This is a genomic window from Fibrobacter sp. UWB16 (genome assembly GCF_900215325.1).
Lineage (GTDB): Bacteria > Fibrobacterota > Fibrobacteria > Fibrobacterales > Fibrobacteraceae > Fibrobacter.
Map to the genome: position 1 here is coordinate 631,405 of NZ_OCMS01000001.1, position 13,904 is coordinate 645,308.

Here is a 13,904-nt window from a genome sequence, read left to right on the forward strand (position 1 = left end):
AGTTGTAAGGGTTTTATGTTCTCAAATTTCCAACGGAGACGATATGTTTGGTAAAATTTCATTGATCGGCATCGCCACTTTGGCAGCTCTCGCCACGACCGCTAACGCCGAAAAGTACGAATGGGGCAACGTCCGCTTTGATGGCGGCGGATTCGTTTCTGCCGTGATGTTCCACCCCAAGGCCGAGAATTTGCTTTACGCCCGCACTGACGTGGGCGGTATCTATCGCTTCGATTTTCAAAATAAGACTTGGATTCCGCTGATGGACTTCATCTCGGAAAACGACAAGGGCCTTTACGGTACCGAAGCCTTTGCTCTCGACCCCAACGATCCCAAGCGCATTTACGTGCTCGCAGGTACCGGCTATTTCAGCAAGGGCCGCACGGCCGTGCTCCGCAGTGAAGACTTCGGCGCCACCTGGGACACTAGCTATGTGGAAATGCTCGCCCACGGTAACGGCATGGGCCGCCAGACCGGCGAAAAGCTCGCCGTGGACCCCAACAAGGGAAACATCATCTTCTGCGGTAGCCGCACCAAGGGACTTTACAAGAGTACCGACTACGGCAAGACCTGGACAAGCGCCTACAAGGTCGCACTTTCTACCGCCACAGAATCCAGCCTGAACGGCGTGAACGGCATCAGCTTTGTGATGTTCGACGAATCGCAGGGCAAGAACGCCGACGGTTCCACCAAGACCATCTACATCGGCATTTCCGAAACCAAAGACAACTTGCAGGTCAGCCACGACGGCGGCGCTACCTGGGAAGCCATCAAGGGCGTTCCCACTGGACTCATGCCCCACCGTGCAAAGATTGTCGACGGAGACATGTACGTAACATTTGCTGACGGCCCCGGTCCGTATAACATCGCAAGTGGTGGTTTTTACAAGTACAATATCGCTGGAGGCACGTGGACCGACCTCACCCCGAGCGATTCCGTGGAACACGAAGGCAGCACCACCAAGAGCTACGAAAAGGACAAGAGCTCTTACGGCGGCGTCGCCATTGACCCCAAGGACAAGAACCATATCGTGATTTCGACGCTGGGCAAGTACACCGGCCGCCACGTGACCAAAGACGAAAAGGAAAACTACGGCGACCGCATCTATGCCACCACAGACGGCGGCAAGACTTGGAATCACGGCCAGCACTACAACGACATTCCGAACATCGACGCCAACGGCACCGACTGGATTCCGGGTAACGCCATCCACTGGGCGGGTTCCCTCGAAATCAACCCGTTCAACAACAAGCAGGCCTGGGTCACTAGCGGTAACGGCATCTTCATGACCGAAGACGTCTCCGCAAAGGTTCCCCTTTGGAAGTTTATGTCCAAGGGTATCGAAGAAACGGTTCCGCTCGACATCGTGAGCATTCCGGGTGGCCCGCTCGTCACGGCCATTGGCGACTACGACGGCGCCGTTTATACAGACATCAAGCAGAGCGCACAGCGCCACAAGCCAACCATCGGCACCACCGAAAGCATGGGTTACGCCCCGCTCACCGGAAGCTTGGTGCGCACAGGCGTGATTACCGTTTACGGCAAGTACGATTCTCAGAATTTCAACGTGATGTACCGCAGCGATGACATGGGCAAGACATGGGACAGCGTAAAGACCACACTCAAGGGCCCGAAGGGCTTGGTGGTACTTTCTGCTGACGGCAAAATCATGTTGCACCGTCCAGACCAGGGCGCCACCGTTTACCGATCCGACGACAATGGCGCCTCTTGGACCGCTGTTGAAACGGGCACGCAGACAAACTATTCCCGCATTGTCGCAGACCCGGTGGACCCCAAAACGTTCTACGTCATGGGCGGCATGGGATCGCTTTACAGATCTACTGACGGCGGCAAGACTTTTGCAGAAGCTGAAGCCCGTTTGCAGAACGAACAGGCTGGCGAATACTACAACGGTGGCGGCCTCATCCGCACCGTTCCTAAGAGAGAAGGACATCTTTGGGTACCGATGGACCAAGCTCAAGTCTGGCAGCCCAAGGGATTCACCGAATACGGACTTGCCTACACAGAAGACGGTGGCAAAAGCTGGAACCGCTGTGAAGGAGCTTCTACCGCAATCGCCGTGGGCATCGGCAAGGCCAAAGAAGGCAGCGACTACGAAACCATCTTCATCTGGGGCGCGGCAAAGTCCGGCGATCCAATTGGCATCTACCGCAGTACAGACAAATGCAAGACCTTTGAACGCGTGAACGACGACTTGCACCAGTTCGGCGGTCCGGGTAACGGAAACTTCGTGCAGGGCGACATGAACACCTTCGGTGTCGTTTACATGAGCACCGTGGGCCGTGGCACCATCGTGGGCGCTCCGGAAGGCACAAAGTTTGTTGACGTCATCATCCCAGGCAATCCGGGAACAACCATCAACACCATTTCGATGCATCCGGGCAAGGTTTCGCTCATTCAGCAGAACAGGACTTTGCAAGTGAACGTCCCGAGCGAAGGCAAACTTGAAGTCATCGCTATGAACGGCAAGACACTCCTCTCTGTGGATGTGAACGGCAACAGAAGCGTTAGCCTCAAGAAGATTCCGAACGGCAAGTACATCGCAAAGGTTGTCGGTGCCAACGGCAAATTGCTCTTGAAAAAGGCTATTGCGATCAAGTAAGTTTCAATAATCATCAATCCCACACTTAAAAAGGCTAGAGTGCAAAGCGAATGCTTTTAAACTCTGGCCTTTCTTTTTTGCTATGTTGTTAGGCGATGCAAGAACTGACGTTTAAAATTATTGCGCGAATCAAGAGCGACTTTCGAGAAAAGTTTGGAATCCCGCGGCAAAGCGGGCTGGTACAGAACTTGCGTTCGACGATACGCTTTGAGCCAGAATTCCGCAATGCCGATGCGCTCCGCGGTCTCGAAGGCTTTAGCCATTTGTGGATCATGTGGATTTTTTCGGAGAACATCCGCAGTACATGGAGCCCGACTGTGCGACCGCCAAGACTCGGCGGGAACAAGCGTCTCGGCGTTTTCGCCACACGTTCAAGCTTCCGCCCAAATCCAGTGGCACTTTCTTGCGTGAAGATTGAAAGCATCAACCTCGACGGTCCTGAAGGCCCGGAAATTGTCGTAAGCGGCGCAGACCTCATGGACGGCACCCCGATTGTCGACATCAAGCCGTACCTCCCCTACACGGACGCACACCCCGAAGCGATTGGCGGTTTTGCAGATGCCGTGAAGCAGAACAAAGTTCACGTCAAGAATCCCGAAGCGCTCGCAAAGCTAAGCGAAGAAAAGCGCACCGCGCTTATTGAAGTTCTAGAACAGGACCCGCGCCCCGCTTACCAGAACGATCCCGAGCGCGTTTACGGATTCCCATTTGCTGAATACGAAGTCAAGTTCAAAGTCATCGGCAACGAGCTGGAAATTGTGAGTATCAAATAAGAATATTTCCGCAATATTTCGTTCTCAAAAGGATTTTTTCCCAAAAATATGCTACTAAAACACGAAATTCAGCGATTTAGTAGCACTATTTTCAACGTTATATGTAATTAAAAGGGCATAAACAAACCTGTTCATGCTACTAATATTTCTTTTTTTGATATTCAGCAGCATATTCAAATCAAATTTCAGCTATTACACTCGAATTTTCAATTACTTTGTATCAAAATCATGATACTAAAATCAAGTTTTCAATGATTTAGTAGCACATTTTAACACATTTCGCTCTTTTTTCCACAAAAAAAACACAAAAAAAGAGCCCCGTGAAAATCACGGAGCCCTTAGCATTGAGGAGAACTTATTATTGTAAATTCACGCGCTGCACAATGAGTGATGATTCCGTCATGACGCTCATCATATAAACACCTGCAGGGACCTTTCTCTTAGAAATCAAAATGTTATTCGAACCCGGGCCTAACAAACGGCCCACATTAGCCACTTCCGCACCCAGCACAGAATAAAGGCGGATATTCACAAGGCCTGAATGAGCCAACGACACCGGCACCTGTAAAAAGTCCCCTTCAAAATGGACCTTGCCAACACGCACCGCGTAGGTCGCATTCGGGATGACAATTCCGCCCAACGTCGAACTCGAAGAAACATCAACGCTCGATGAGCTTACCTTTTCTGACGAGCTCGATTCTACAGACGAACTGGATGGCGTTTCGCTACTGCTCGATTCGGCGACAGGCTTGATCTTATTGCCAAGAACTTCAATCATCTTTTCGGCATAGCGCTTGCCAAAGTCACGGTATTCCTGCGATGTAAAATGCACATTCTGCCCATCGCCAAGCGCCTGGTTAAAGCCTTCAGATGAAATCACATAAAAGTTTTTTGACTGTTGCGGGAGTTTAGCGATATTGTTGTTCGCGCCCTTGCTAGAGCCGCTACGCAACACTTCGCCCGCAAGGAACGGCACATCATTGCCAAGACCCAAATCCTTAATAATGTTATCGTAAACCTTTTTGACTTTAGAGGGCCACTGGCCATCGCCAGCATCCGTTTCGCCCTGATGGAAGATGATACCCTTGATAACGCCATCTTCTTGAGCTTTTTTAGCCATCTCAATCAAGCGTTCATAAGGCTTGCCGCCATAGGCTTCGACCCTCTGCTTAAACCAGCCGGCCTGCTGATTCATATAGCTCTGGCTAATCGGAGAATCAAATAACTGGATACTACAACCGGCCACGGCCACATCTACGATACCGACCCGAATCTGGGAGTCCGTTTTTTCAACCATCGTGCGGCCAAAATAGTCTGCCGGTCCAAGTTTACTGCTGCAACTCGCCAGCGGCGGAACGGCATCGGACCATTTGCCCAATTTTTTGCCGCAGTTAGTCTCGTTCGTGGTCCAAAGCACCTGGAAACGTTTATCGACCGTTTTATCCTGGCTTTCGATATTGGCCTGGCCTTCCATATTGGACTGGCCAAACGCAAGATAAATGTGGAAATTGGGGTCTGGAGCAGCATTTGCCGAAACAGCAAGGCCCAAACCGAAAAACAAGCTCACGAAACGCGAGACTTTCATCGAACACTCCTTGAGGCGCCAAAACGCCTCCCAACAACTATCCCTAATATATTTTCAATTCACAATCGAATGTTAAATCTTTGGAAAATCGCGTTGTAGGGTTCTGCAACATCATTATTTTTATTTATATTCCAACCATAAAACGAGGACTTCTATGACCATCAAAATCTTGGCATCCCTTGCTATCGCAGCATCGATTTTCACCGCCTGTAGCGAATCAACGACTACCCCGCCCACCAAAGCTGAACAATGCGCCGCCGGCCTCTCCAAAGACTGCCTCATGGGCACCTGGAGCATCAACGGCCCGTCAAGTGAAGATCCTACTGTTCCCGGATCCATCATCATCGACCCGAGCCACAATTTGAGCGCAGCCCCGGCAACCGTCAAATTCTACATTGACGACAAGAAGGTCAACCGCTTCGAATACACGCTTTCTACCGCCACCAAGGCAACTTGCGACTTGGGCAAAACGTACGGCACTTGGGAAATTCTTGGAACATCGTTGCACCTTACAGCAACGACAAACACCATATGCATGCCAAAGCCTGATGACGAAGCCATCATTGCACCTGTGATCAAGGCAGAAGCAGGCGTTGTCACAATGACGTTCGGCCAGCTCTTCTTTATGAAGCCGGAATACGGCAATAGCGCCTCTACAACGGAATTGATTGGCAAGAGCGAAGTTTATACATTCGTGAAATAGCTTTTACGCCAGCGGTTGTTTTCGTATTCACGTAACAGCCCTAGAGCAAAAGAAATCTCTTTTTCATAGCGCGAGTCCTTGGGGCTCGCCTTTTTTGTGGCCAGCGCATTCGCATGCATGGCATTCAAGGCTTGTTCAATCCGTTTGGCAAAAACAGAAACCGTCTCGCCGGGAGCTCGATTAAAGCCAACGCGGGCAAGGCGTTTTTCGGCATCCGCAAGGAGCGCAATCCATTGGGCCGCATTTTTAGAGATAGCCTGCTGTTTGCGCTGTCGCCGAGAACTGCGGAACTTGAAAAGCACAAAAACAAGGAGCAAGGCCACGAGGGCAATATAAAGCACGGGGCTTGAAATGAAGCGTTCCGAAGCAACTTGCCAACTATCGACAATACGACGCCATTCACCGTCCTTGAGCAAATGCATCACATAAGAGAAACGACCTTTCAGGCCTTCGAATTTTGTTGAAAGCCAAGATGGTTCCGCAAAAACCATTTCGCTGACAGGCGGAGTCGGGTCAAAAATGTACCACTGATGGTCTATGTAGACTTCAACCCAGGCATGGCTATGACGGCGGCGGAAAGTCGCATACGGACGCCCAGGAACACGTTCGGGGCGAGCAAAGCCCGTCACGTATCGCGCAGGAATTCCCTGATGACGCAAGAGGAGTGTCGCAAGCGTTGCGTAGTACTCGCAAAAGCCTTCCTTGGTTTTCCAGAAAAGAGCAATGGGGTCCACTTTTGAATTTGCACGATGACCAGGAACGATGTACGAGTACTTAAAATTACGAATAAAATAAGATTCTATTGTTTTTAAAGTTTGGACCGGATGCGCGGGCGAGAGTGACATCGCTGCGGCGATTGTATCTAGGAGAGCTTTTTCTCTATTCGGGATTTGCAAGAAATCGGAAAGGTTATCCGACGCCACCGATGGTGCTGCCGACGAGTCCACAGATAAATGCGTCGAAGAATCCGTGGGTAAATGCGCCGCCATCGCAGAATCAGGCACGTAATAATACCAATCACTACGCGTACCGTTTGCATCTGCAAAAACATTCGTTGAATAGTAATTCAAAGAGTCTGCATTTTTGCTCGCCACGCCCACAACATTCGCAGGTGCAAACATAAAGCCAAAATTGTTGAGAGTCGCTTGCACCCAAACAGCTTTGACATTTGGCGCGGCCGCAGCAGAATCTTCGGATTCAAAGACGGCGTAATCCACACGATAACGCGCCGGATAAAGTTTCTTTTCGGCCGTCGCTGGGAGCTTCCAAATGCCCGCCACATATTTTTCGTAGGCGGCAGCACGCAGGTACGTGGGAGCAAGAGTATCCCAAACGCGAAGGACAATTTCGCTATTGTACTTGGAATTGTAATTACTGGAGAAGGAACCCAATGCAGCCACGGGATCGAAACCCATCACGCGATTCTTGACGTAATATTCTTCGGCCCAGCGGCCACTGTAATAACGATTGCTCTTCCAATATTTAAAACCGAGATACGACGAGCCGCACAGACTCGCATAAAGTAAAACGAAAAGCAGCCGCTTGTAAAGAGCAACGTGCGGACGGCCAAACGCATATACCGCAAGCAATAGCGCCACAACGGCACTGATGACGCTTGCGCGAGGCGCTTGGAATAGCCCCATGAAAAGTGCGGCAACGCCATTGAACACAACAAAGACTTCGTAACCGCCATTCCCGAGACTCCGCTTTTGGAGCCACGCCAAGTAAAGCAAATACCATGCCGGGATAAAGACCAAGTACGGCGAGACGCCCATTTCAACGCTCGGCGTGAGCACCCACCACAACGCGCATGGGACAATCGCACCGTATGCGAAAATTTTTCTGTAACGCGGGATTTTTCTTTGGCCCATCGCGGACTTTGAAAGCAAATATTGTTTGACGTGAATAGCGATAAACAAGGCTGCAAAAACAAAGCCAAGAATTTCAAGTCCACATGAAACGCCCAAATTGATGGAAACGATGCAAAAGAAAATCGTCTTGCTAATTTCACGGAAGTTCATCATAGACTCATCTCCGCATCGCGAGAATTTCCAAGTGGACGCTCGGAAATCGTTCGTTCACGATGCAAACGTTCGTTAAAAACGCGTTCGAGATGCGCCGCGTTCACAGCCAAAACATCGTCAGAAATTGCGGTCTTCGACTCATTTGTCAACTTGGAATGCGCATCCAAAATCACTTGCTTATGCACAAGCGGATCTTCAGTCGCGAAAAGCCCCATGCGGAGCACAGGGCCAAGCGGGCGTGCCGCCGGCGACCAAAGCTTCTGCGCACCTGTCGCACTTCGAGAATTTACAGTATTTCGAGATGCACGCGGACCTTTCGAAGTGCGCGTTTCCAGCCAAGACGCAGCCGGGATTCGTGCAAGCGCTTCCAAGAAGCTCACCCCGCCATCGCCCTGCACAAGCGCAATCTCGTCATCGCCAATGAAGAATCGCCCAAGCGCCTTACGCTCCAAAAGCCACAAGCCTACGCCAGCCGCCAAGCGAATCAGCATTTCAACAACCGATTTTTCACGCAAACTACGGGCAGTCACATCCAGCACGAGAATCGCACCAGCACCGCGTTCCGTTTCAAATTCCTTCGTGAAAGGCTTGCCGTAACGTGCAAAAGCCTTATGATGCAAATCGCGTAAGGAATCGCCCTCGCGGTATTCTCGCACGCCCACAAAATCCATCCCGCGCGTAAGACTCGGCATCAATAGCGGTGCAAAAACAACACCGCTCGCGCCCGATGTCAAAAACGGGAAAGCCCCCACGCGCAACGGGCGCGGGAACACGAGCAATTCTGCTTTCCCGACATTTGCCGCATAACGCAAAGCGCCATTGATTTCCGGGATAATCACCGCCACTTTCGAGATTTCAAATGCGCCACGTTTTTTCGTCTGAATTTTGCAAGTGAGTTTCGCCGTCTCGCCCGCAACAATCGCCACAAGTGCGGACTCTTCGCACTTGAGCGATGGATCCATGCGGAAACATCCAAGCGACACCGCATTCAGCTTGTCTTCGGCAGTAACGTGCAAATCAACAGCCGATGTTTCGCCCTCGTAAACATTCCGAACAGAAATGTCGCCCGCCTTGAACTTGCTCTTGCGTGCGGTCATGAAGAAGCATGGTACAAGCGCCAAAAAATACATGAAATCCAAGCCGCAAAACACCCACGCCGCCCAGAATCCAGGCACTGCTCCCGCAAACATCGAGAATAGCATTAGCGCTGCCGCCGCATGCCCCACCTGCGTAAAGCCTTCTTGCCAAATGTAGTACAAACGCATCAAGAGTCCCTTGCGCTTGGGACTTCTGGGAATGGCGTTTATAAAGAAATGGAAGAGAGACATATTTTCAAGACTTCACTGGATCCTTCACTTCGTTCAGGATGACTTGTTCGTTCACTCAGGATGACTAGAGCATTCACTCAGGATGACAAGTGCATTCACTCAGGATGACAAGTGCATTCACTCAAGATGATGGCGCTCATTATTTAGGCACTCGCACTTGCTTCAAGATTCCTTCGAGAATTTGTCTAGAGGCGCCGGGCGTATTCGAATCTTTTGCGAACACGCGATGTTCCATCACCGGGAAGAACACATGCTGAATGTCATCGGGATTCACGAAATCGCGACCCGCCACATACGCGCACGCTTGCGCCATCTTGATGAGGTTGATTCCCGCACGCGGACTTGCCGCCAAACGCACCGCCGGATTCACACGCGTCGCCTGCACCAGCGAAACCACGTACGTTTCAAGCGATTCATCAATGTGAATCTTGCGGACATCGTTGCGCACGGCAATAATTTCATCGGGAGTCATCACAGCCTTGAGCGTGTCAAGCGGTCGCCCATCGCGATGCGCACGCAAAATGCCAAGTTCCGTTTCCGCAGTCGGATACCCGAGCGAAAGGCGCACCAAGAATCTGTCCATTTGCGCTTCGGGCAGCGGGAACACACCATGGAATTCCACAGGGTTTTCGGTCGCAAGCACCATGAAGAGTTTCGGGAGCGCATGGCGCTCGCCTTCTAGCGAAACCTGGCGTTCTTCCATCGCTTCCAAAAGCGCACTCTGCGTTCGCGGAGATGCACGGTTGATTTCATCCGCCAACAGCACCTGCGTAAAGACAGGCCCCCTGCGAATTTCAAACTCACCTGTATTTGCCTTGAACACAGCACCGCCCGTCACATCGGCGGGGAGCAAGTCCGGCGTAAACTGGATACGCGCAAAATCCGCACCAATTGCAGCGGCAAGCGCCTTGGCAATCGTCGTCTTGCCCGTTCCCGGCACATCCTCGATAAGCACATGGCCATCGGCAAGGAGCGCCATCACCAAAAGTTCTACCGCCTCGGATTTTCCGAGCAGCACCCCATTTAAAGCATGAATTAAATCTTTAACCATGCTTATAATATATGTTTTTTAGTTGATAAAACTCAATCCATCAATTCTTTACGCAACGAATAGACATGAAACTCGATTTTTCATGAGCTTCAATCTTGAAAGAGGTCGATGCATGGTGTAATGTATACACTGTAAAGGTGGTTGCCGAGTTTTCCGTAGACGAAACCATCGAAAGCGTTGCTGAGTAGCCACTAAACAAAGAACCATTTGCCACACCAGAGAAACCCGTGGTATTCGTTGGATATGAATCACCGGCAGGTATATCCCATAAGCCATTAACCGATTCAAGTGATGGAGAAACGCCCGTCTTGATGTTGTTAACCGTATTTTGGGCCGCCACATAATCTATAAGCGTTTCGAATTCAGACTTTTGCGGGATGTGATAACCATCAGGACATAATCCCTGTGCAGGATGATACAAGTACTTATCCGAGCCATCTGATTCTGTTGCTCGACTAGAATTGTACATATCATCCAAATTCAGTGCTGCAGCCCATGTATACAAGCGCCCAAAGCGACGGCAATACTCATCCCCATTGCCTTGAACAGAATTATTTCGGCAATAGCTTGTTACTCCACCATCAGCGTACGACAAATTTTGTGCCATCCACGTCTGGGTACCAATCTTTACCGTCCTGTAAACCTTATTATCGCGTTTATCTACAAGAATACCATACTTTCCATCTTTCAGCATTTCCTGATTCAAGAATTCCGTAGTTACAGTATCGTACTCAGGAACAAAAACAACTGTCGTCGTATCATACACTCGTACCGTATCGTAATGGTCCACGACAAGCGTATCGAACGAGTAAACGGTATCGATAGAATAGATGGAGTCCTTCGAAACTAGTGTATCTTTCACGACCAAGGTATCAAAAGAAAATACAGTGTCTTTGGAGAACAGCGTATCTTTTGTAAACAACGTATCCTTTACAACCAACGTATCATACGAAAACACAGTATCTTTGGAGATGAGTGTATCTTTATTGAACAACGTATCCTTAACAACTAAAGTATCGTACGAAAATACGGTGTCTTTGGATTGAACCGTATTCTTCACAATCACGGTATCTCTAACAACAACCGTGTCTTTAATCGGCTGGTAATCGGGACTCAAATCTACAGGAATCCACTTTCCCTTCGAACAGGTATAAAAGGATGAAGAATCCAAAAGGAATACAATCCATTTTTCATTTTTTATAGTACATGGTTCCAATTCATTTACAGCCTCAATTCCAGAATACGAAACATTCGTAATCACTGAACTTTCATCGCTGCAAGCTGTAAGCCAAGCCATACAGAGAGAAAAGTACACTAGAGCTCGAGAAAAGAATTGGCCTTTCATTCTTCATTCCTTTTTTACTGTATTTCTATAAAAAAGATGAAAAATAAAAAAAATTTTTTCTGCTATTTCCACATTCTTCGCCACACTTGGCGCAAAACACGCATGCCGTACGTAACCACATTGAGGTTCGATTTTTCTCCAGCGTAACGTGTCGGGATTGGGAGTTCCGCAATCGCAAAACGGCAAGCATCCGCAATAGAAATGAGTTCCAAATCGATATCAAACGATGCACTTAAGCGATTCAAATCGACCGTTTTCAGGAACCACGATGAATAGACGATAAAGCCGCTATGACGGTCCGTAAGTTTTACGCGGAATGATAAATTTTCAAGCGCCGTCAAGAACGCGCCACCAATGCGTTTGTACAAAGGCATGCCACCGCGTTTGGCATCCCCCGCTACCGCATGGCGCGACCCCTGCAACAAATCGAGATTGCAGTTTTCCATTTCTGCAAAGAACTCACCCAGTTTTTCTGCAGGGTACTGGCCGTCTCCGTGCAAGCAAGCGACAAACGCCGCCCCCGAAGCCAAGCCTTCTGCAAGTCCTTTTTTGACTACGGCACCATAGCCGCTATTTTGTTCAAACTTAAAATACTCAAAATGGGATTTGAGATTGCGCGCATTTTCTGATTGACTCGCATTTTCCGCGCCACTCGACATAAAGCGTTCGAAGGCCTCCGCCGTCCCATCACGCGAGCCATCATCAATCACGAGCACATGCGCACGCGCCAAAACAGACGCATCAATTTTAGAGAGGACTTCGACGAGCGTACGCTCAACGTTGTACGCAGGGACAAAGACAAAATAATCTATCGCAGAACAAGACATAACTGGATCCTTCGCGCAGCTCAGGATGGCGTAGAATCAGTATCAGGATGACTTGTATCGCTATAATGTCCGACAAACCACGTTAACGATTCGCGAAGCACCACATCAATTGGAGTCTTGGCCTTAAAGCCAAGCAAGCGTTCTGCCTTTTCTACAGACGGCAAACGGCGCATGGAATCTTCGTAACCTTCGCCGTAATATTCCACGCCAGATACAATCTCGGGTTCTGGAATGGTTTCAATGTTCACGCCCTTGATTTCTGCAAAGATATTGCGCATTTTACAGGCAAGTTCAGCAATCGTAAGCTCGTTATCCGGATTCCCGATATTAAACGCCTGCGACAAAGGCGATTTTTCTGCATCATTTTCAGTTACACTCGAAGCCATTCCAACAGCACTCGCCGAAAGTCCCGCTTCAAACAGCGCGAACATAAAATCGACCGCATCAAACACACTCGTGAAACTGCGCTTGGCAACACCGCCATTCACAAGTTTCAAAGGCTCGCCGCGTACAAGCGCCGACGAGAAATTTGCAAGCACACGCGGAATGCCCGAGCCATCGACGCCCGGCATAAAGTCCATGTAAGGCCCGACAAAGTTGAACGGACGAACCGCAGTCCACTTCAAATTTTTAAGGCCAGCAATATAGCGTTCCGTCAAGAGTTTTGCGGTTGCATAGCTCCAGCGGCTCGCCGTCACCGGTCCAAATGTCAGCTCGGATTCATCTTCGACGAGCAAGCCAGAATCGGCCGACGTGCGCCCATAAATCTCGGACGTCGAAAAATGAATCAGCCAGGAGCCCGATTTTGCACAAGCATCAGCCAATGCAGCCGGATGGTCGTAATTGCTGCGAATCACCTCCGGAGCTTCTGCCATATAGCGGCTCGGAGTGCAAATTGCTGCAAGGTTTACGACAATCGGATATTTTGCAATTCGTTCAACGACACTTTTATCAGCCAAGTCTGCCACCATAAACTCGCAACGTTCATCGTTTAGTCTATGCTGGATCCTGTAAAAGTCCAAATCAACGCCAAAAACGCGCCACTTCGTGCGCGTCAAAATGGCGTCGAGAAGGTGACAACCAATAAAACCACCGCAACCAACAATGGCTACGGTGATACATTGATCATTGAACTTTAGGTTCATTACTTCTTGACCGTGAACTCAGCGGAGTTCGCGCCCTTATTCGTATTATAGTAAGGAACGACGCGGATAATACCTGTCGTGGTTTCCGTCACCTTTTTAGCATCAAGGACAACTTCGACTTCATAGCAGGTCTTGCCATCGCCCTTGCCTGCGAAACCAACAGAACCGCGGGTCAAATCCTTACCTGCATCATCCTTGTCGGTTTTGAACTTGATCATATAGCCAGAGTCATCAACAGTAGAACCGTAAATAACGGTAATCTTCTGGCCAATCTTGAAAGTTTCACCTTTGGTCGGATAAACCACCTTGACGCCGTCACTTACCGTGCAATCGAACTTGTCAGATGCGTTAGACGAAGAATCATCGTCATCACCGCAAGCAAGGAACGCAAGGGAGCTAGCCAAGAGCAAAGCATGAGAAAACTTCATAAAAAACCTCTATAGATGTTTCGTTTAATTGTTTACAATATACAAATTTGACGGGATTACAAGAAAGATGAT

The 13,904-nt window shown here is 49.5% G+C and carries 11 protein-coding genes; 3 read left to right on the forward strand and 8 right to left on the reverse strand.

The features are described 5' to 3' along the window. Nucleotides 1-43 precede the first annotated feature (43 nt). Both CRN95_RS02655 and tsaA read left to right on the forward strand, forming a co-directional pair. Nucleotides 44-2,623, forward strand: a complete 2,580-nt coding sequence (locus tag CRN95_RS02655) for a 1,4-beta-glucanase (RefSeq protein ID WP_097020022.1) — start codon at nucleotides 44-46, stop codon at nucleotides 2,621-2,623. 95 nt (nucleotides 2,624-2,718) lie between these two features. Continuing rightward, a complete protein-coding gene (gene tsaA / locus CRN95_RS02660; protein ID WP_097020023.1) occupies nucleotides 2,719-3,396 on the forward strand; it encodes a tRNA (N6-threonylcarbamoyladenosine(37)-N6)-methyltransferase TrmO in 678 nt (225 codons plus the stop codon). A gap of 358 nt (nucleotides 3,397-3,754) precedes the next feature. On the opposite strand, the gene CRN95_RS02665 is transcribed toward tsaA, so the two are convergent. Further along, entirely contained in the window at nucleotides 3,755-4,981 is a 1,227-nt protein-coding gene (locus CRN95_RS02665) for a sialate O-acetylesterase (RefSeq protein WP_097020024.1), read from the reverse strand. A 154-nt stretch (nucleotides 4,982-5,135) separates the two neighbouring features. On the opposite strand from CRN95_RS02665, the gene CRN95_RS02670 reads away from it, so the two are divergent. Next, nucleotides 5,136-5,684: a hypothetical protein gene (locus tag CRN95_RS02670; RefSeq protein ID WP_088629933.1), complete on the forward strand. Its 549-nt coding sequence runs from the start codon at nucleotides 5,136-5,138 to the stop codon at nucleotides 5,682-5,684. Here CRN95_RS02670 and CRN95_RS02675 read toward each other — a convergent pair. The 7 genes from CRN95_RS02675 to CRN95_RS02705 form a co-directional block, all read right to left on the reverse strand. Continuing rightward, complete coding sequence (locus tag CRN95_RS02675; RefSeq protein ID WP_097020025.1) at nucleotides 5,666-7,708, reverse strand: transglutaminase family protein; 2,043 nt, start codon at nucleotides 7,706-7,708, stop codon at nucleotides 5,666-5,668. The two genes, CRN95_RS02670 and CRN95_RS02675, sit on opposite strands and share 19 nt — an antisense overlap. Next, the gene (locus CRN95_RS02680; protein ID WP_088629931.1) at nucleotides 7,705-9,036 is read right to left on the reverse strand and encodes a DUF58 domain-containing protein; all 1,332 of its coding nucleotides are present in this window, start codon (nucleotides 9,034-9,036) and stop codon (nucleotides 7,705-7,707) included. Before CRN95_RS02680 ends, CRN95_RS02675 begins: the two co-directional genes overlap by 4 nt. 139 nt (nucleotides 9,037-9,175) lie before the next feature. After that, nucleotides 9,176-10,087: a MoxR family ATPase gene (locus tag CRN95_RS02685; RefSeq protein WP_088629930.1), complete on the reverse strand. Its 912-nt coding sequence runs from the start codon at nucleotides 10,085-10,087 to the stop codon at nucleotides 9,176-9,178. A gap of 40 nt (nucleotides 10,088-10,127) precedes the next feature. Next, entirely contained in the window at nucleotides 10,128-11,384 is a 1,257-nt protein-coding gene (locus tag CRN95_RS02690; protein WP_159462260.1) for an FISUMP domain-containing protein, read from the reverse strand. A 110-nt stretch (nucleotides 11,385-11,494) separates the two neighbouring features. Then, the gene (locus CRN95_RS02695; protein WP_088629928.1) at nucleotides 11,495-12,259 is read right to left on the reverse strand and encodes a glycosyltransferase family 2 protein; all 765 of its coding nucleotides are present in this window, start codon (nucleotides 12,257-12,259) and stop codon (nucleotides 11,495-11,497) included. Nucleotides 12,260-12,279: 20 nt separating this feature from the next. After that, entirely contained in the window at nucleotides 12,280-13,404 is a 1,125-nt protein-coding gene (locus CRN95_RS02700) for an NAD-dependent epimerase/dehydratase family protein (protein ID WP_088629927.1), read from the reverse strand. Continuing rightward, nucleotides 13,404-13,832, reverse strand: coding sequence for a hypothetical protein (locus tag CRN95_RS02705; RefSeq protein ID WP_088629926.1), 429 nt, complete (start codon nucleotides 13,830-13,832; stop codon nucleotides 13,404-13,406). The genes CRN95_RS02700 and CRN95_RS02705 overlap by 1 nt, the downstream gene beginning before the upstream one ends. Nucleotides 13,833-13,904: the final 72 nt, after the last annotated feature.